The following is a 17,607-nucleotide window of genomic DNA, read 5'->3' as shown; positions in this document are numbered from 1 at the left end:
GTCAGATCTGCAGGGTGGTCAGTCGGGTGAACTCGGCCGGCAGGTCGTAGCCGTCCCAGACGGCGCCGAAGGTGAGCGCCGAGCCGAACGGCACGATCCGGTCGACGCCGCGCCCGCCCAGCGCGGTGGCGAACTCGTTCAACTCGGCCGGGGTGAAGCCGAAGTGGCTGACGGTCTGGTCCTGCCGGGTCATCGCCGGCACCAGGTCGACCAGCGAGCCGACCTGCGCGAACGGGAAGGCTCCGGCCCCGATCCAGCGCCGCGGAACCTGATCGCTTCCGGTCAGGGTGAGCGCGGTGATGCGGTTGTCCGGGAACTGCAGCGCATCCGCCGCGCCGGTCGCCGCCAGCCCGTACGCGTTGACCCGCTTCTCCACCGCCATGGCCGCGTCCACGGTCCAGCCGCGCTGGTCGACGACCTGCAGCAGGAGTTGCAGGAACTCGTCCCGGACGTCGGCCGGGTCGCCCGCGCCGACCAGGAAGACGGTCCGCGGGGACGAGCACGCGGCCTGGTCGAACCAGTACGCGTCGTTGGCGAAGCCGGTCACGGCGGCCCGGCGGGTGGCCGGGTCGGCGGCCCGCCATCCGGGCACCGACAGCACCGCCCAGGAGGTCCGGTCCGGGAAGGTCAGGTCGCGGGCGGACGGCCGCAGCGGGTGCGCGCGGATCGCGTCCACCGCGGCGTCGCCGCCCCAGATCACCCGCAGATCGCACCACCGGCTCAGCGCCGAGGTGATCGCGTCGTCCCGGCCGTAGGTGACCATCCGCTGGGTACGGGCGATCACCGGATCGGCGTCCACCTCGTTCAGCGCCTCGAAGATGGTCTCCGCCGCGCCGGCCGCCCGGGTCGAGATGCGCACCACGTTGTGGTTGCCGGCCAGCGCGGACAGCGCCCACGAGTACACGAAGATGGTGTCCACGTTGGCCGGGGGCAGGTGGAAGACGTTGCCCCGCGGGAAGACCAGCGCGTCCGCGCGCCGCATCCGCTCCACCGCGCGGTTGAGCTCGGCGGGCCGCAGGAAGTAGCCGAGCGAGCCGAGCTCGGGGTGCCGCCGGGCGAGCGCCGGGGTGAGCAGCCTGCGGGCCAGCCGGGCGAGGAAGTCGACGACCCGCGGATCGCCGACGGTGAGCCGGTCGTCACTCGGCGCGGTCAGGTCACCCGGCGCGCCGAAGCGGAACTGGACGGTCATGCCGCCTCCCGGTAGGTGTCGGAGCAGCCCCGGGCCTCGGCGCGCGGCAGCCGCCCGAGCACCGAGAACCGCTTGCCCGGCCAGGCCCCGTCGTCGATCCCGTGCACCACCCCGAGGTCCTCGGTGAGCAGCACGTGGCCCGGGTACGACGTGGGCAGCGTGCTCACCACCTCCAGCAGGCCCGGTTCGCCGGGCGGCAGCTCCGCCCAGGTCTGCGGGTCGCGGACCACCACGTCCGCGAAGTCCGGGCAGTACAGCGAGCCACCGTCCGGCCCCTCCAGGAAGATCGTGCCGATCTGCTCGACCATGCCGTAGTAGTTGTGCACCCGGGTCAGGCCGACCCCGGCCAGGCGCGACCGGAACTCCTCGGGCGAGACCGCCTGGTCGACCAGCTTCTTCCAGCCGCCGGAGTGGATCAGGATGCCGTTGCTCAGGTCGAGGCCGTGGTCCCGGGCCACCTCGTAGAGGTGCAGCCACACCAGGAAGGTGAACCCGAAGATCAGGAACGGCTCGCCGCCGTGCTTGTCCAGGAAGCCGCGGATCGCCGCGAGGTCGACGCGGCCGTCCATGTCCAGCGCCCACACGTGGTCGCGCCCGAAGGTGGACATGCCGAGCACACCGGCGCCCCGGGCGCTGAACGATCGGCGGTCCTTGAGCATCGCCTTCGTGTCGACCAGCAGCATCGGCAGCCGCTTGCCGCCGAGCACGGTCTGCACCGTGGCGGCCAGCCGCCGCTGCTGCTGCGCGGCGGCCGCCTTGTCCAGGTAGATCCTGCTGACGTCGCCGGTGGTGCCGCTGGACGTGAGCACCTTGAACACCTCGTCGTCCGGGATGCTCTTCAGCTCCAGCGTCTTGAACAGCCGGACCGGCAGCCACGGCAGCTCGGCGAGGCTTCCGGCGGAGGAGAAGCCGGACGCGGCGAGGATGCGATCGTAGGGCGCGCAGCGCGCCCGGTGGTGCGCGGTCAACTCGGCCAGCTGCGGCAGCAGGGCCGCTTCCTTCTCCTTCTGGGAGAGGGTGAAGACACTCACAGCGACGCCTCCAGCGCCCGATAGTCGGTCTTGCCGTTGGGCAGCAGCGGCAGGGCTTCGACGACACGCACGTCGATCCCGGTGAAGTGGCTGCCGAGCCACTCGGCGATCTTGGTACGCAGCGCCCGGGCCTCGTCGTCGCCGATCCCCTCGGCGAAGACGTGCAGCCGGTCGTCACCGGCCACCGCGGTCACCGGGAAGTTGCGCTCCACGTCGTCCAGGTTGATCCGGACGCCGAACACCTTGCCCATCCGCTTGAGCCGGCCGGTGATGAAGAGAAAACCCTCCTCGTCGAGCCGCCCCAGGTCGCCGGTGCGCAGCACGCCGCCCATCTCGTCGCCCCGGATCAGGTCGGCGGCGGACTCGGCGTAGCCCATCATCACGTTCGGGCCGCGGTAGACCACCTCGCCGTCCTCGATCGCGAAGGCGGCGCCGGGCATCGGCAGGCCGACCGAGCCGAGCTTGTCGGCGATTCGCTCCGGGGGCAGGGTGGCCATCCGGGGCGCGGCCTCGGTCTGGCCGTACATGACGAACATCCGGCCGCCCACGGCGGTCATCCGGGCGGCGAACTCGGTCACGAGCTCGGTCCGCAACCGGCCGCCGGCCTGCGTGATCGTACGCAGGGACGGGTACTTCGCCGGGTCGAAGCGCAGCCGGCGCAGCATCTCGTACTGGTAGGGCACGAACGCCATCGACGTGACCCGGTGCTCGTGCGCCGCCGCCCAGAAGTCGCGCTGCATGATCCCGGTGCGCTCGAGCACCACCGTCGCCCCGCGCAGCAGGTGCGAGTGCAGCACCGACAGGCCGTACGAGTAGAACAGCGGCAGCGTGGTGATCGCGACGTCGTCGCCGGTGATGCCGAGGCTCTCGGCGACCTGTTCGGCGTTGGCCAGCACCGCCGATCGGGACAGCCGGACCAGCTTGGGGTTGCCGGTCGAGCCACTGGTGGTCAGCAGCAGCGCCAGCTCCGGGTGGACCTGATCGGTGGCGTACCGCTCGATCAGGCCGGTGTGGTCGGTGTCCGGGTCGAGCAGCACGACCGGCACGCCCAGCCGCAGCGCGGCGAGGTACCGGGCGACCGCCGGGACCGTGCTCGGCATCGGCAGGAAGACCAGCCGCTCACCGGCCAGCTCGGCGGCGGCCGCGTCGATCAGCGCCGGGGTGAGTTCTTCGCCGGTCGCGGCGTCGACGACGCGGGCGTCCGGGTGGAGCAGGTTCACAGCGTCAGTCCCCCGTCGACCCCGACGATCTGGCCGGTCACGAACCGGGCCTGGGCGGAGAGCAGGAAGGCGATCACGTCGGCGACCTCCTCGGCGGTGCCGAGCCGGCCCAGGGCGGTGCTCGCGATCCGCTCGGCGCGGCCGGCCTCGTCCAGGGTGTCCAGCATGTCGGTGGCGATGAAGCCGGGGGCGACCGCGTTGACCCGGATCCCGCGCGGGCCGAGTTCCTTGGCCGCCGACCGGGTCAGGCCCACCACCGCGGCCTTGGACGCGGCGTAGACGGCCTGGCCGGCGGCGCCGTGCGTGCCGGTGATCGAGGCGGTCAGCACCACCGCCGGGTTCTCCCCGCGGGCCAGCAGGCGCACCGCGTTCTGCAGGGTGTGCGCCGCGCCGGCCGCGTTCACCGCGAATAGCCGCTCGATGGTGTCGTCACCGGTCATCCCGAGCATCCCGGCCGCGTGCGTGCCGGCGTTGACCACCAGCGCGTCCAGCCGCTTGAAGTTCTCGAACGCCAGCCGGACCAGCGCCTTGCTGGTCTGCGGGTCGGCGATGTCGCCGGCGCCGGACACGACGGTCACGCCGAACTTGCCGGCGAGGAGTTCGGCGGTCTCGGCCACCGCGGCCGGACCGTGCCCGTGCAGGATCAGATCGTGGCCCTGCTCGGCGAGGCGGTGCGCGGTGGCTCGCCCGATGCCGCGCGACGCACCGGTGATCAGGGCGACGCTCACTTGACGTCCACGCCGTATTTACCGAGGATTCGCACAGCCTCGGCGAAGCTGGACATATTGATGACATCATCGGTGTCGATCATTACCGAGAATTCATCTTCGATAGTCGCGACGAGGGACATGTGCGCGAGGGAGTCCCACTTCTCGTTGTCCTGGTAGCGCAGGTCGTCCACGGGCGCGTCCGCCGGAAGGTCCAGCGCGGTACGGAACGCGGCGCGCAGTCTCTGCAGCTCAGTCACGGTGTTGCTCCCAGGGGTGATGAATGGAGGAGACCACCATCCCGCAGGCGCGCGGTCGCTTCGACCAATACCGGTTGAACTGAAAATGAATTGCCACTGGCTGTTCTCCACGACTGGCAGAATTGCGTGCACCGGTGGTTATGCTTCCGGCCCGTAGCGGCTCACCGCCCAGTCCCCCGGAGAAAACACGTGTCTGAAATCAGCGGATCCTCGATCCTTGTCACCGGTGCCACCGGGTCGTTCGGCAAGGCGTTCCTCAAGTACGCGCTCACCCACCTCGACCCGCATCGCATCGTGGTGTTCTCCCGTGACGAGCTGAAGCAGTACGAGGTCCGGCAGATGTTCTCCGGCGACCCGCGGCTGCGGTTCTTCCTCGGCGACATCCGCGACCGCGCGCGCCTGGACCGGGCCATGCACGGGATCGACCACGTGGTGCACGCCGCCGCGCTCAAGCAGGTGGACACCGCCGAGTACAACCCGTCGGAGTTCGTCGCGACGAACATCAACGGCACCCAGAACGTCATCGACGCCGCGATCCACGCCGAGGTCAAGAAGGTCGTGGCGCTCTCCACCGACAAGGCGTCCAGCCCGATCAACCTGTACGGCGCGACCAAGCTGGCCGCCGACAAGATCGTGATCGCCGGCAACCACTACGCCGCCACCCACCCCACCCGCCTGGCCGTGGTCCGCTACGGCAACGTGATGGGCAGCCGTGGCTCGGTGGTGCCGTTCTTCCGCCGGCTGGCCGCCGAGGGCCGGAGCCTGCCGATCACCGACAAGCGGATGACCCGCTTCTGGATCACCCTGGACCAGGCGGTCGAGTTCGTCGTCAACTCGTTCGACGTGATGCGCGGCGGCGAGCTGTACGTCCCACGGATCCCCAGTATGCGGATCATGGACCTGGTCGAGGCGGTGGCGCCCGGCTCGCCGAGCCACGAGATCGGCATGCGCCCGGGCGAGAAGCTGCACGAGGAGATGATCGCCGCCGACGACAGCCGCCGGACGCTGCGCTTCAAGGACCGCTACGTGGTCCAGCCGGTCGCGGCGAGCTGGGGTTACGAGTCGCCGGAGGGCGGCGAGGAGGTCGCGGACGGTTTCAACTACCGCTCGGACAACAACGACCTCTGGCTGTCGGTCGACGAGATGCGCTCGCTGCTCACGGAGAAGTGATGCTGCCCTACGGACGCCAGTCCATCGAGCCGTCCGACGTGGCGGCGGTGGTGGCCGCACTGGACAGTGACTGGCTGACCACCGGGCCACGGGTCACCGAGTTCGAGGCGGACCTGGAACGGGTCGCCGGGGCGCCGTGCGTGACCGTCACCAACGGCACCACCGCGCTGCACGCCGCGTACGCCGCGGCCGGCATCGGGGCCGGCGACGAGGTGGTCACCACGCCGATGACCTTCGTGGCCACCGCGTCGGCGGCGGCGATGCTCGGCGCGACCGTGGTGTTCGCCGACGTCGAGGAGGACACCGCGAACCTGGACCCGGCCGCCGCCGAGGCCGCGGTCACCGGGCGCACCCGCGCGGTCGCCGCGGTCGACTACGCCGGCGTGCCGGCCGACTACGAGCGGCTCCGCAAGATCAGCGACAGCGCCGGGGCGGTGCTGGTCGCGGACGCCGCGCACGCCATCGGCTCGGTCTACCGGGGCCGGCCGGTCGGGTCGATCGCGGACCTGACCACCTTCTCCTTCTTCCCGACCAAGAACCTCACCACCGCCGAGGGTGGCGCGGTCGCCTCGATCCGCCCCGACCTGCTGGAGCGCGCCCGTACCTTCCGCACCGTCGGGATGGTCAAGAAACCGGAGCTGCTGCGCCGCCGGGACGAGGGCCGCTGGTTCTACGAGGTGCACGAGTTCGGGCTCAACTACCGCCTGCCGGACGTGCTCTGCGCGCTGGGCAGCGCCCAGTTGCGCCGGCTGGCCGCGTTCAAGGCCCGCCGGCAGCAGCTCGCCGCCCGGTACGACGAGCTGCTCGCCGACGTGCCCGGGCTGCGGCTGCCGGTCACCCCGGACGGCGTGGACCCGATGCGGCACCTCTACCCGGTGCGCGTCCTGGACGGCCGGCGCCGGGAGGTGTACGACCGGATGCAGGCGGCCGGGATCGGCGTCCAGGTCAACTACATCCCGGTGTACTGGCACCCGGTCTTCGCCGATCTCGGCTACCGGCGTGGCATGTGCCCGGTCGCCGAGGCCTTCTACGCCGAGGAACTCTCCCTTCCGCTCTTCGTCGACCTCAGCGACACCGACCAGGATCGCGTCATCGACACCCTGCGCGGCATTCTCGGGAGCTAGCGGGTGCACCACGGCAACCACTTCTACGGCCACGCCCACGTGCTCGCGGAGTACTGCGGTCTCGACCCGGCGCACCCGCCCCGGGTCGAGGGCTACCTGCAGCACGGCTGGAACGTGCTGGACGGGCTGGGCGCCGGCACGCCGTACGCGCCCGGCTCGCCGATCTTCGTGTGGTCGGAGCGGACCCGGCGGCGCGCGTGGTCGATGGGCCGGCCGCGGGCCACGGTGATCGGCGCGCCGTTCCTCTACCTGCTGCGGTCGGCGCCCGCCGCGGACGGCCCGCGGGAGGGCACCATCTGGTACCCGTTCCACGGGTGGGAGGGCCAGCACGTCACCGGCGACCACCAGCGGCTGGTGGACGAGATCATCGCCACCGAGCCGGGGCCGGTCACCTTCTGCCTGTACTGGCAGGAGTACCGCGACGACCGGGTGCGGGCGTTCTACGAGCGGGCCGGACGGGTCATCTGTCACGGCTACCGCGGTTACCTGCGGATGCAGACGGACGCCCGATTCCTTCACAACCAGCTGGCCGAGCTGCGCCGGCACCGCCGGGTCGCGTCCAACCGGCTGAGCAGCGCGGTGCTCTACGGCGCGGCGGCCGGCTGCGAGCCGGCCGTCTACGGCGACCCCATGCGCCTGGCCGCCGAGGACGCCGCGACCGCCGAGCGGATCCGCCGGGAGTGGCCGGAGCTGCACGGCGCCGCGCCCGACCCGGCGACCGCCCGGGCCACCGCGCTGGCCGAGCTCGGCGACGGCTACCTGGCCTCGCCGGCCGAGCTGCGCGCGCTGCTCGGCTGGACCACGGCCCACCGGGCCGCGAACACGCACCGGGAGGCGGCATGATCCAGCTCATCGGGGGCGAGATGCCCGAGTACGCCGAGGAGCTGCCCCCGGCCGGCGGCCCGCTGCTGCGCCACCTGGCCGCCCGCGTGCCCACCGGCAGCCGGATCCTGCTCGCCGGCCCGCACGAGGCGGACCTGGTCGCCGCACTGGCCCCGGGCCGCGAGGTGACCTGCCTGCTCCGCTCGCACCCGGACGCGCTGGCGCAGGACCGGCGGGCCGTCCCCGGCGTCCGGGTGCTCTGCGGCACGCTGCCCAAGCTCGACGACCCCGAGCGGTACGACGCGGTCCTCGCCCTCGACGGCACCACCCGGCTCTGCTCGCCGGAGGGCCCGCAGCTGGACTGGCCGGATGCGCTGCGCGCGCTGCGGCGCACCCTGCGCCCCGGCGGGCTGCTGCTGCTCACCGTGGAGAACGAGCTGGGCGTGCACCGCCTGGTCGACCCGGGCACGCCGACCGCGGCGCAGACCGGCGACGCCTGGCGACCGCTCGGTGAGTTCGGCGCCGCGCCGGGACGCCCGGACCGGCTGGCCGCCGCACTGGGCGCCGAGGGCCTGCCGGTGGCCGGACTCGCCGCCGCCTGGCCGCTGCCGGGCCGGCCGGCGATGCTGGTCACCCCGGAGACCCTGCGGTACGGACCGGTGGACGCGCTCGGCGCGCTGGCCGCCGGGGCGGTGGCCACGGCGTACGCGGGCAGCCCGGTCCTGAGCGATCCGCGCCGGCTCGCCGGCGCGGCCGTGCGCCGCGGCCTCGGCGCCGAACTCGCGCCCGCCTGGCTGGCGGTCGCGCACCGGGCGCCGGTCACCACGCCCGCGGTGACGCTGCCACCGGTGCTGCTGGCCTCCGACCGGGCGGTCGCCGAGCTGGTCAGCGGGCCGGACGGCGGCTGGCTGCGCCGGACGGTCCGCGCCCTCGACGGCCGCCCGGCGGTCCCGGACGCGCCGCTGCCGCCCGGCCGGCTGCTGGAGGAACTGCTGCTCACCGCGGCGCTGCGGCACGAGCTGCCGGTGCTGCGCCGGCTGCTGAGCGGCTGGATGGCCGCGCTGCCCACGGCGGCGGCCGGCAACGTGCTGGTGGACGGCGACCGGTACGCGCTGCTCGACCCGGACGCCCCGGACCAGCCGGACGCGCTGGCCCGGTTCGCGCGCACCCTGACCACCGGCGGCTACGCCCACCCGTGGCCGGCGATCACCGAGGTGGACCGGCTCACCGAGGTGCTGGCCGGCGCGGCCGGCGTGGACGGCGCGCCGCAGGTCGCGCCGGAGCCGCTGCCGGAGCACCGCCGCGAGCACGAGGAGCAGCTCCGCGCCCTGCGCCGGCGCCTCGCCGACGCCGAGGCCCGGGCCGGGTTCTTCGAGCACGAGCTGGCCAAGCGCGACGCCGAGCTGGGCCGCGCCCGGATACAGATCGCCGCGTTCAGCGGCACCCTGGGCTACCGCGCCGTCAAGGCCGGTCTGGCCATCGCCCGCAAGGCTCGCAACCGACTGACCGACGGACCGAAGGACTGACTGTGACCACCCTCGGCATCATCCAGGCCCGGATGGGCTCCACCCGGCTCCCCGGCAAGGTCCTGCGCCGGCTCGGCGGCCGGACCGTCCTGCACCGGGTGGTCCGCGCCGCCCGGGACAGCGGCGTCCTCGACGACCTGGTCGTCGCGACCACCACCGAGGCCGCCGACGACGCGGTCGAGGCGGAGTGCGCCCGGATCGGGGTGGCGTGTCACCGCGGCCCGGTCGATGACGTGCTGACCCGGTTCCTCGGCGTGCTCGACGGCCGTGCGGCGGACACCGTGCTGCGGTTCACCGCGGACTGCCCGCTGCTCGACCCGGCGCTGGTACGGCGGGTGGCCCGGATCTTCGAGGCGTCCGGGGTGGACTACCTGACCACGTCGATCACCCGGACGCTGCCGCGCGGGCTGGACGTCGAGGTGGTCCGCGCCCGGGTGCTGCGGGCGATCGACGAGCGGGCCACCGAGCACCACCGGACGCACGTGACGTCGTACATCTACTCGCACCCGGCGGAGTTCGACGTGATCGGGGTGACCGTGCTGCCGGACCGCTCGCACCTGCGGCTGACCCTGGACACCGAGGACGACTGGAAGCTGATCGAGGCGATCGTCGACCGGTTCGGCGACCGGCCGGTCAGCGTGGAGACGCTCAGCGACTGGCTCGCCGGGCACCCCGAGCTGGTCGAGCTGAACGCGCACGTGCCGCAGAAGGAGCTCTCCCAGGCATGACCGCGATCGGAATCAGGTGCGATGCCGGGCCGCGGACCGGCGTCGGGCATCTCGTCCGCTGCGTCGCGCTGGCCGAGGAGCTCACCGGGCGTGGCGTGGACGTGCACTTCCTCAGCGACCTGGGCGGCGTGACCTGGGCGCAGGCCCAGCTGGAGCAGCGCGGCCTGCCGTGGCACCCGGCCCCCTACGACGAGGTGGGGCTGGTCGCCGCGGTCCGGCGGCTGGGGCTGGCCGCGCTGGTGGTGGACTCGTACACGCTGCCGCCGCAGCACACCGTGGCGGTGCGCGCCGCCGGGACACCGGTGCTGGCCATCGTGGACGGCACGACGCGCGGGCAGAGCGCGGACATCTACGTCGACCAGAACCTGGACACCGAGCTGGACGCCGACGGGGTACGGCTGACCGGGCTCGACTACGCGCTGCTGCGCTCCGCGATACGCCAGCTGCGCCCGGTGGCCGCACCGGCGCACTCCGACGTCCGTACCCCGAAGGTGGTCGCGTTCTTCGGCGGGACCGACGCCTACCGGGCCGCGCCGCAGGTCGCGCGGCTGCTCACGGACGCCGGCGTGCCTTTCGACGCGACCGTGGTGGCGGCCGACGAGTCGCTGCGCTCGGAGCTGCTCGCGGTGCCGGCCGGGCCGGGGCAGCGGTTCGAGATCATCGGGCCCACCGATCACCTGCCGAAGCTGCTCGCCGACGCCGACCTGGTGGTCAGCGCGAGCGGCACGTCGACCTGGGAGCTGCTCTGCCTGGGCCGGGCGGCCGCCCTGGTGTGGGTGGTGGACAACCAGATCCTCGGATACCACCGGACCGTCGCGCGCGGGTACGCCGCCGGGCTGGGCCGCCTCGGCGCGTTCGACGACTCCGCCGCCGGGGTGCTGCGCACGCTGCTCACCGATCCGGCGCAGCGCACCGCGCTGGCCGCCGCCGGGTGGGCCGCGGTGGACGGCCGCGGTGTCGAGCGCGTCGCGGACGCCCTGCTGGTCAGGGCCGGGTCACCTCGATGACGACCTTGCCCACGGCGTGGCTCTCGACCGCCTCGTGGGCCTCGGCCACCCGGTCGAAGGGGAACCGGATGATCGGCAGGCCGTGCCGGGCGCCGGCCCGGAACGCGCCCGCGTTCACCGCCTCGGCGACCGCGGCCACCGCGTCGTCCTTCTGCTCCCGGGTGGTCGTGTAGGTCAGCACGAAGTGCAGGCCGGCGTTCTTCAGCATCGCCTTGAAGCTCGGCATGCCGAACCGGCCGGCGACGTAGATCGCGATGTCCCCGCCGGGGGCGAGCACGTCCAGGTCGAGGTCGAGGTTGCCGGTGCTCACCTCGACGATCAGGTGCGGGCCGGTGGGGCTCAGCTCGCGCACCCGGGCGGCCACGTCCTCCGCCCGGTAGTCGATCACCGCGTCCGCTCCGGCGGCAGCCGCCAGCTCGGCCTTCGCCGTGCTGCTCACCGTGGTCAGCACGGTCGCGCCGGCCCACTTGGCGAGCTGGATCGCGGCGTTGCCGACCGCGCCCGCGCCGCCCGCGACCAGCACCGTCCGCCCGGCCAGCGCACCCGGGGCGAGCCGCGCCGGGCCGGCCGCGGCGGCCGTGAGGCAGCGGTGCGCGGTCAGCGCCGGGATGCCCAGCGCGGCGCCGGTCTCGAACGGGACGTCGTCGTTCATCCGGACCACCTGCCGGCGGGGCAGCACCACGTACTCCTGGGCGGTGCCGTCCACCCGGCCGTAACCGGCGTCCCAGACCCAGACCCGGTCCCCCGCCTCCAGGCCGGTGACGCCCTCGCCGAGCGCGTCGACCACACCGGCGCCGTCCTGGTTCGGCACGCGCGGCGGCCGCACCCCGTCCGGCACGCCGCGGCCGGCGCGCGTGCCGGTGTCGGTCGGGTTCACCGCCGACAGCACGATCCGGACCCGCACCTGCCCGGCCCCGGCCGGCGGCAGCGCACGCTCGACGATCCGCAGGACATCGGAGGCCGGACCGGGCTGGTGGAAGACGGCAGCGCGCATCCCTCCACCCTATGACCGTCCGGCGGGCCGGGCGTTCGGCGATCGTGCGCCGAGTCGAAACCCGCAACCCCTCAGCGGTGCCACCCGGTTGCCGAACAGGAGTGGGCACGTCGCTGCCCGGCCTTGGAGGTCCGCGTGTTCACAGTGCTGATAGCCGACGACGAGGTGGATCATCGCGATCTGCTCGCCTTCGCGCTGCGCCGCACCGGCTACCAGGTCGTCACTGCCGCCGACGCGTCCGGCGCGCTTAACGAGCTGGCCCACGGCGGCATCGACGCGGCCCTGATCGACGTGCGTATGCCCGGCGTCTCGGGCATCGACCTGTGCCGCCGGATCCGCGACGACCCGGCCCTGGAATCCCTGCCGATCCTGGTGATCAGCGCGGACCCGCACCGCGGCCAGGTCACCGCCGCGCTGCACGCCGGGGCCGACGACTACCTGACCAAGCCGTTCGCGCGGAACGAGCTGCTGGCCCGGCTCGGTGACCTGCTGCACCGGCCGGGCGCCGGAGCGGCCCGCTCGGCCGGCGCCTGCCGGGCCGCCCTGGCCGCCGCCCGGCACGCCGTCGCGCAACCCGCGCCGCGGGCCCGCCACGAGGAGAGCGACCTGCGGCGCACGGCATGACGATCGGCCGGCCGGGCCCGGCGTATCGTCGCCGCATGGAACCGGTCCGGTACGGCACCGCAGCCGGCCGCCGGGTGCTGCTGGCCACCGTGCTCGGCTCCAGCCTGGCCTTCGTCGACGCGACCGTGGTCAACCTGGCGCTGCCCGAGCTGGGCCGGGACCTGGACGCGTCGGCCGCGGGTCTGCAGTGGACCGTCAACGGCTACGCGCTGTCGCTGGCCGCGCTGGTCCTGGTCGGCGGCTCGCTCGGCGACCGGTTCGGCCGCAAGCGGATCTTCCTGGCCGGCGTCGCCTGGTTCGCGCTGTCGTCGCTGCTGTGCGGCCTCGCCCCGGACGTCGGGCTGCTGGTCGCGGCGCGGATCCTGCAGGGCGTCGGCGGCGCGCTGCTCACCCCGGGCGCGCTCGCCATCCTGGAGGCGTCGTTCGCACCCGGGGACCGGGCCCGGGCGATCGGCGCCTGGTCCGGGCTGGGCGGGATCGGCGGCGCGCTCGGCCCGTTCCTCGGCGGCTGGCTGCTGGAACTCGGCAGCTGGCGGTATCTCTTCCTGATCAATGTGCCGGTCGCCGTGCTGGTGCTGTGGGTGGCCGTCCGGCACGTGCCGGAGTCACGCGATCCCGGGGCGGCCCGGCGCTTCGACGTGCTCGGGCTGGTCACCGGCGCGACCGGGCTGGGCGGGCTGACGTACGGGTTCACCGCCTGGCCGGCCCACGGCGCGGGGCATCCGGCCGTGCTGGTCCCACTGGCCCTGGGCGTACTGGGGATGGCCGCCTTCGCCGCCGCCGAGCTGCGCTCGGCGCACCCCCTGGTGCCGCCGGAGATCTTCCGCAACCGGGCGTTCGCCGGCGCCAACCTGGTGACCTTCCTGGTGTACGCCGCGAACGGCGGCGTGTTCTTCCTGGTCGTGGTGAATCTGCAGGTGGTGGCGGGGTACCCGGCGCTGGCGGCCGGACTGGCCATGCTCCCGGTCACGGTCCTCATGCTGCTGCTCTCGGCCCGCGGGGGCGCGCTGGGCGAACGGATCGGTCCGCGGCTGCCGATGACCGCGGGCCCGCTGCTCTGCGCGGCGGCCCTGCTGCTGATGTCCACCATCGGCGTGCACGCGGATTACCTCACCCGGGTGCTGCCCGCCGTCGTGCTTTTCGGCCTGGGGCTGGCCCTGCTGGTGGCCCCGCTGACCGCCACCGCGCTGGGCGCCCTGGACGACGCGCACGCCGGCATCGCCTCCGGCGTCAACAACGCGGTGGCCCGGGCCGCCGGCCTGCTCGCGGTCGCGGTGCTCCCGCTGGCCGCCGGGCTCGGTGCCGGGTCCCTGACCGAGCCGGCCCTGTTGGCCCCGGTGTACCGCGACGCCATGCTGATCTGCGCCGGGCTGATGGTGGCCGGCGCGGCCGCGGCGTTCCTGACCATCCCCGGGCGTGCGCCGCGGCCGGCGGCCCACCACTCCTTCTGCGATCCGGCGTCGCCGCCGGTCCGGTCCCGGCGGTGAGCCGCCCGCTCCGGCTCACGCCACGGCCGCGGTGCCCAGCACCTTCCCGCCGCTGTCGGTGATCACGATGGCTCGCACGTCGGCCGCCGGGATCGAGCTGGCGCCGCTCACCTTGGCCGTGTGCTCGGGGGTGGCGCCCCAGGCGGCGGCCTGCTCCATGGTGCCGTCGGCGCGTCTGACCATGCAGAAGAACGGCGCCGTGCCCTCCATCCGGCTCATGTTCAGCGCGATCTCCACCCCCCACGCCTTCGGGGTGAGCACCGCCTGACCGCCCATCCCGCTGCCGGCGGCGGCCCGGAAGTCCGCGGTGATCTGCACGGCGCCGGTCTGCTGGGCGACCGGCGGCCGCGGTGCCGTGCGGTCGTTGCCGACGACGCCGTACCCGATCGCGCCGGCCGCGATGACCGCCACCGAGGCGGCGACCAGCCACCGTACCCGGCTCATCCGTGACTCCCGGGTCTTCTCCGCCCGCATCCGGCTGAGCAGGCTCTCGATGTGCTGCGGGCTCGGCCGCGCGGTCGGGGCGACCGTGAGCGGCGGGAGACCACCCCCGGCGTGCCGGGCATCCGGCAGGTGCTGGAGCATCTCCGGTACGGGCGCGAGCCGGTCCAACTCGGCCCGGCAGTCGGCGCAGTCGTGCAGATGCGCGTCCAGCCGGTCGGTGTCCGTCTCGTCCAGGCCACCGAGAAGGTATCCGCCGAGCAGCCGGTGCAGGCTGTCGTGCTCGTCGAGGTCGCTCATCGCAGCATCCCCATCTCCTCGAAGACGGTGCGCAGCGCGCGGACCGCGTAATAGGCGCGCGATTTGACCGTGCCCTCCGGCACCGACAGCCGTCGTGCCGCGTCGGCCACGCTCTGCCCCTCGTAGTACATGGCCTGTATCACCGCCCGGTGCTCCGGGGACAGCCGCTCCAGCGCTTCCGCGACCAGCCAGCCCTCCACCATCTGATCTACATTGTCCGCCGACGGCACGGAGTTGACCGCGGTCTCGTCGGAGACCAGGCGGGGCCGGCGCTGTTCCGCCCGCCACGCGTTGGTCACCACGTTACGAGCGATGGTGAGCAGGTACGACCGGGTTCGCCCGGGTTCCGGGTCGAGGTGGTCGATGTGCTTCCAGGCCCGTAACAGCGTCTCCTGGACCAGGTCCTCGGCTTTGTGCCGGTCGGAGACGTATCGCGAGACGAAATTGATCAGGATTGCGTAGTGCTCCGTGTAGAGCGCGGTCATCAGTTGCTCGTCGGGGCTCACCCGTCGCTTCATCGGCGCCAGCTCCCCTCGGGTTCCGCCCGGCCACCCGGATGTACATCGTGGCACGCGGACCGGTTCACGGTGGGGGCGAGGAACCGAGAAACGTCGATGCCCGACCCCCGTACGAGGGACCGGGCACCGGTGGGCGGGCGCGGCGGCTCAGCAGGCCCCGGGTCCGCCGTAGCGGAACGTGCGGGCGGTCAGCCTGGAAACCCGGTAGTAGTCGCTGGTGCTGCGTACCACCAGGTCGGGGGCGGGACCGTTGAGGTACGACACGCTGCCGATCCGGGCCGAGGTGGCGTCGATGGCCGGCCTGCCGTTGCCCATCTGGGTGCACGGCCGGTCCGAGGACGCGGCGACCTCACCGAAGATCTGCACCATGCCGGTCCTGGTGAACTCGTTGTCCCAGATCTTCGCCGGGAAGTAGCCGACCCACTCGGTGTCGTACGCCACCCACCAGGCGCCGCCGTAGAACTGGATGCCGAACTTCTTCTGGGTGTCGACGGTGAGCGTGTCGCCGGGCGCGACGGTCTTGCTGTACCGCACGAAGCCGCAGCCGTTGTAGCAGGTGGCCTGCCGGTCGACCCAGTGGTAGACGAACAGGTGCGGGTCGTCGTCGCCGTTGACCACCCGGTCGACCGTCCACCCCACCTCGACGATCTGCGCCCCGTCGGCGGACTGCACGGCCAGCTCGGCCAGGGTGTGGTAATCGCTCTTGTCCAGCACCGGCTTGTTGATCGTCAGGTTGGCGTAGGCGCCCTCCGAGACGGCGGCCTGCGAGCCGACGTTGTAGAGGAAGGTGACCGTCGGCGCGGAGCTGCTGGGCGCGGGCGACGGGTCGGTGCTGGGCGGTTCCGGCGGCACCACCGTGGTCCGGGCCGTCTTCAGGAACGTGGAACGGGAGCTGCGGCCCTTCGGGGCGTACTCGTCGTCGGGTGTGGTCCGGTCGCCGCCCGCCGGTGCGGCGGCGCTGAGCCCGGCGGCCTTGAGCGCCCGGCTGGTGGCGCCGTCCCGGCCGCGTTTGACCCGCTGCGGTTTCGTGCCCCAGGGGAGGCTGGCCGGCGGCTGCGCGTCCGGCGCCGCGACGGGTGCGGAGGCCGGCGCCGCGACGGGTGCGCCGGGGATCTGCTCGGCGCCGGCGTTGAGGGTGGAGGCGACTCCGATCGCACCGATCACCGCGACGGTGAGGCCGGCGGCGAGCAGACCGCGGCGTGACTTCAACACGTGTCCGTCCTCGTTCATCGGAGGGCATCGGGGGCGGGCTGGCCTCCTCCGGCAACCGGCTCCCGCCGGCGCCGCCCACCATATAGCTTCCTCAATTGCACAAGGACGTCCTGACCAGGAACTCTGCCGTAACGGCTGAGCGGGTCGGCCGTTCCGGTGACACGATTTCGACCGTGTCCCACGGAGCGTGTCGAGGTCGTCGCGCTGAGCATTCCGCACTATCCCCTCGAAAGAGGTGAACTCGGTTAAGCCTCTTTCGGGTGACATGCCGGTTCCGGGAACGTGCTTCACCCGCCGTGGCGCTGTGATAAAACCTATCTTGCCGATAGGTAATGTATATCTGAGTCGAGGAGAGTTCCGCATGCCCGTCACCGCCGCCACCCGCCTGGACCATCTCGCCGTCGCGCGACGATTCGCCGAGGCGCCGCAGACCTGGGTCACGCCACCACGGTTCGACCCGGACCGACGGTGGTACCACCGCCTCGCGGTCACCGACGACTACGAGGTGTGGCTGCTCACCTGGCTGCCCGGGCAGCAGACCGAGTTGCACGACCACGGCGGCTCGGCCGGAGCGTTCCACGTCTTCAGCGGCACGCTCACCGAGGACACCGTCAGCGGACCGGCGACCACGCCACGGGTGGTCAGCCGCGACCTCGGCGAGGGCGCCGGCCGCCGGTTCGGCACCCACCACCTGCACCGCATCGTCAACCGCGGCGCCGACCCGGCGATCAGCGTGCACGTCTACGGCCCCGCGCTGACCAGCATGACCAGGTACCGTCTGGGCCCGGCCGGCCTGGAGACGCTGACCGTCGACCGGGCCGGCGCCCAGTGGTGAGCACACCCCCGCCCGGCTCCCGCGGCATCGCCGAGATCCTCGACCGGGCGCGCGCCCGGCTGGTCCGGCTGAGCCCGGCCGAGACCGACGCCGCGGTCCGCGACGGCGCCGTGCTGATCGACATCCGGCCGGCCGCCCAGCGCGCCGAGCACGGCGAGATCCCCGGCGCGCTGATCATCGAACGCAACGTGCTGGAGTGGCGCCTCGACCCGCGCAGCGACGCCCGGCTGCCGTTCGCCGACCGCTACGACCTCCAGGTGATCATCACCTGTCAGGAGGGGTACACCAGCAGCCTGGCCGCGGCCGCCCTGCAGGATCTCGGCCTGCATCGGGCCACCGACCTGGCCGGCGGGTTCGCCGCCTGGCGGGCCGCCGGTCTGCCGACCGTCTGAGGCGGCGGCGGGAGGCCGGG

General features: G+C 73.3%; 19 protein-coding genes. 10 read left to right on the top strand and 9 right to left on the bottom strand.

The window, feature by feature from the left end; all coding sequences use genetic code 11:
• Window position 1 precedes the first annotated feature (1 nt).
• The 5 genes from ACTEI_RS01980 to ACTEI_RS01960 are packed head-to-tail and all read right to left on the bottom strand — an operon-like array spanning window position 2 to window position 4,407.
• Window positions 2-1,189: an acyl-CoA reductase gene (locus ACTEI_RS01980; RefSeq protein ID WP_122976069.1), complete on the bottom strand. Its 1,188-nt coding sequence runs from the start codon at window positions 1,187-1,189 to the stop codon at window positions 2-4.
• Entirely contained in the window at window positions 1,186-2,220 is a 1,035-nt protein-coding gene (locus ACTEI_RS01975; RefSeq protein ID WP_122976068.1) for a LuxE/PaaK family acyltransferase, read from the bottom strand. Before ACTEI_RS01975 ends, ACTEI_RS01980 begins: the two co-directional genes overlap by 4 nt.
• Window positions 2,217-3,440, bottom strand: coding sequence for an AMP-binding protein (locus ACTEI_RS01970; RefSeq protein WP_122976067.1), 1,224 nt, complete (start codon window positions 3,438-3,440; stop codon window positions 2,217-2,219). The genes ACTEI_RS01975 and ACTEI_RS01970 overlap by 4 nt, the downstream gene beginning before the upstream one ends.
• The gene (locus ACTEI_RS01965; RefSeq protein ID WP_122976066.1) at window positions 3,437-4,168 is read right to left on the bottom strand and encodes an SDR family NAD(P)-dependent oxidoreductase; all 732 of its coding nucleotides are present in this window, start codon (window positions 4,166-4,168) and stop codon (window positions 3,437-3,439) included. Before ACTEI_RS01965 ends, ACTEI_RS01970 begins: the two co-directional genes overlap by 4 nt.
• Window positions 4,165-4,407, bottom strand: a complete 243-nt coding sequence (locus ACTEI_RS01960; protein WP_122976065.1) for an acyl carrier protein — start codon at window positions 4,405-4,407, stop codon at window positions 4,165-4,167. The genes ACTEI_RS01965 and ACTEI_RS01960 overlap by 4 nt, the downstream gene beginning before the upstream one ends.
• Window positions 4,408-4,596: 189 nt before the next feature.
• Here ACTEI_RS01960 and pseB point away from each other — a divergent pair, with 189 nt between their 5' ends.
• From pseB to ACTEI_RS01930, 6 genes are read left to right on the top strand one after another with little or no spacing between them, the layout of a single operon-like run.
• On the top strand, window positions 4,597-5,577 hold the full coding sequence (pseB, locus tag ACTEI_RS01955) for a UDP-N-acetylglucosamine 4,6-dehydratase (inverting) (RefSeq protein ID WP_122976064.1): 981 nt from the start codon (window positions 4,597-4,599) through the stop codon (window positions 5,575-5,577).
• Window positions 5,577-6,701 carry a DegT/DnrJ/EryC1/StrS family aminotransferase gene (locus tag ACTEI_RS01950; RefSeq protein WP_122976063.1) on the top strand — a complete coding sequence of 375 codons (1,125 nt, stop codon included), beginning with the start codon at window positions 5,577-5,579 and terminating at the stop codon, window positions 6,699-6,701. The genes pseB and ACTEI_RS01950 overlap by 1 nt, the downstream gene beginning before the upstream one ends.
• 3 nt (window positions 6,702-6,704) lie before the next feature.
• Window positions 6,705-7,544, top strand: a complete 840-nt coding sequence (locus ACTEI_RS01945; protein WP_122976062.1) for a hypothetical protein — start codon at window positions 6,705-6,707, stop codon at window positions 7,542-7,544.
• A complete protein-coding gene (locus tag ACTEI_RS01940) occupies window positions 7,541-9,049 on the top strand; it encodes a class I SAM-dependent methyltransferase (RefSeq protein WP_122976061.1) in 1,509 nt (502 codons plus the stop codon). Before ACTEI_RS01945 ends, ACTEI_RS01940 begins: the two co-directional genes overlap by 4 nt.
• Window positions 9,050-9,081: 32 nt before the next feature.
• Window positions 9,082-9,777, top strand: coding sequence for a cytidylyltransferase domain-containing protein (locus ACTEI_RS01935; protein WP_239082554.1), 696 nt, complete (start codon window positions 9,082-9,084; stop codon window positions 9,775-9,777).
• Complete coding sequence (locus tag ACTEI_RS01930; protein ID WP_122976059.1) at window positions 9,774-10,784, top strand: PseG/SpsG family protein; 1,011 nt, start codon at window positions 9,774-9,776, stop codon at window positions 10,782-10,784. Before ACTEI_RS01935 ends, ACTEI_RS01930 begins: the two co-directional genes overlap by 4 nt.
• On the opposite strand, the gene ACTEI_RS01925 is transcribed toward ACTEI_RS01930, so the two are convergent.
• Window positions 10,762-11,778 carry an NADPH:quinone reductase gene (locus tag ACTEI_RS01925; RefSeq protein ID WP_122976058.1) on the bottom strand — a complete coding sequence of 339 codons (1,017 nt, stop codon included), beginning with the start codon at window positions 11,776-11,778 and terminating at the stop codon, window positions 10,762-10,764. The two genes, ACTEI_RS01930 and ACTEI_RS01925, sit on opposite strands and share 23 nt — an antisense overlap.
• 135 nt (window positions 11,779-11,913) lie before the next feature.
• On the opposite strand from ACTEI_RS01925, the gene ACTEI_RS01920 reads away from it, so the two are divergent.
• Both ACTEI_RS01920 and ACTEI_RS01915 read left to right on the top strand, forming a co-directional pair.
• Window positions 11,914-12,402 (top strand): response regulator, encoded by a 489-nt coding sequence (locus ACTEI_RS01920; RefSeq protein WP_122981868.1) that lies wholly within the window; start codon window positions 11,914-11,916, stop codon window positions 12,400-12,402.
• Between the two features lie 35 nt (window positions 12,403-12,437).
• Window positions 12,438-13,889, top strand: a complete 1,452-nt coding sequence (locus ACTEI_RS01915) for a DHA2 family efflux MFS transporter permease subunit (RefSeq protein WP_122976057.1) — start codon at window positions 12,438-12,440, stop codon at window positions 13,887-13,889.
• 15 nt (window positions 13,890-13,904) lie between these two features.
• Here the strand turns inward: ACTEI_RS01915 and ACTEI_RS01910 are convergent, their stop codons facing one another.
• From ACTEI_RS01910 to ACTEI_RS01900, 3 genes are all read right to left on the bottom strand, one after another.
• Entirely contained in the window at window positions 13,905-14,630 is a 726-nt protein-coding gene (locus ACTEI_RS01910; RefSeq protein ID WP_122976056.1) for a zf-HC2 domain-containing protein, read from the bottom strand.
• Complete coding sequence (locus ACTEI_RS01905) at window positions 14,627-15,148, bottom strand: sigma-70 family RNA polymerase sigma factor (RefSeq protein WP_122976055.1); 522 nt, start codon at window positions 15,146-15,148, stop codon at window positions 14,627-14,629. The genes ACTEI_RS01910 and ACTEI_RS01905 overlap by 4 nt, the downstream gene beginning before the upstream one ends.
• Window positions 15,149-15,295: 147 nt before the next feature.
• Window positions 15,296-16,360: a neprosin family prolyl endopeptidase gene (locus ACTEI_RS01900; RefSeq protein WP_239082548.1), complete on the bottom strand. Its 1,065-nt coding sequence runs from the start codon at window positions 16,358-16,360 to the stop codon at window positions 15,296-15,298.
• Between the two features lie 361 nt (window positions 16,361-16,721).
• Here ACTEI_RS01900 and ACTEI_RS01895 point away from each other — a divergent pair, with 361 nt between their 5' ends.
• Together ACTEI_RS01895 and ACTEI_RS01890 are read left to right on the top strand one after the other, a co-directional pair.
• A complete protein-coding gene (locus ACTEI_RS01895; RefSeq protein ID WP_122976053.1) occupies window positions 16,722-17,195 on the top strand; it encodes a cysteine dioxygenase in 474 nt (157 codons plus the stop codon).
• Window positions 17,192-17,587 (top strand): rhodanese-like domain-containing protein, encoded by a 396-nt coding sequence (locus tag ACTEI_RS01890; protein WP_122981867.1) that lies wholly within the window; start codon window positions 17,192-17,194, stop codon window positions 17,585-17,587. Before ACTEI_RS01895 ends, ACTEI_RS01890 begins: the two co-directional genes overlap by 4 nt.
• The last annotated feature ends 20 nt before the right edge of the window (window positions 17,588-17,607 follow it).

Source organism: Actinoplanes teichomyceticus ATCC 31121 (genome assembly GCF_003711105.1).
GTDB lineage: Bacteria > Actinomycetota > Actinomycetes > Mycobacteriales > Micromonosporaceae > Actinoplanes > Actinoplanes teichomyceticus.
Note: the sequence above shows the minus strand (reverse complement) of the source record. Positions and strands in the feature narration are given on the sequence as shown.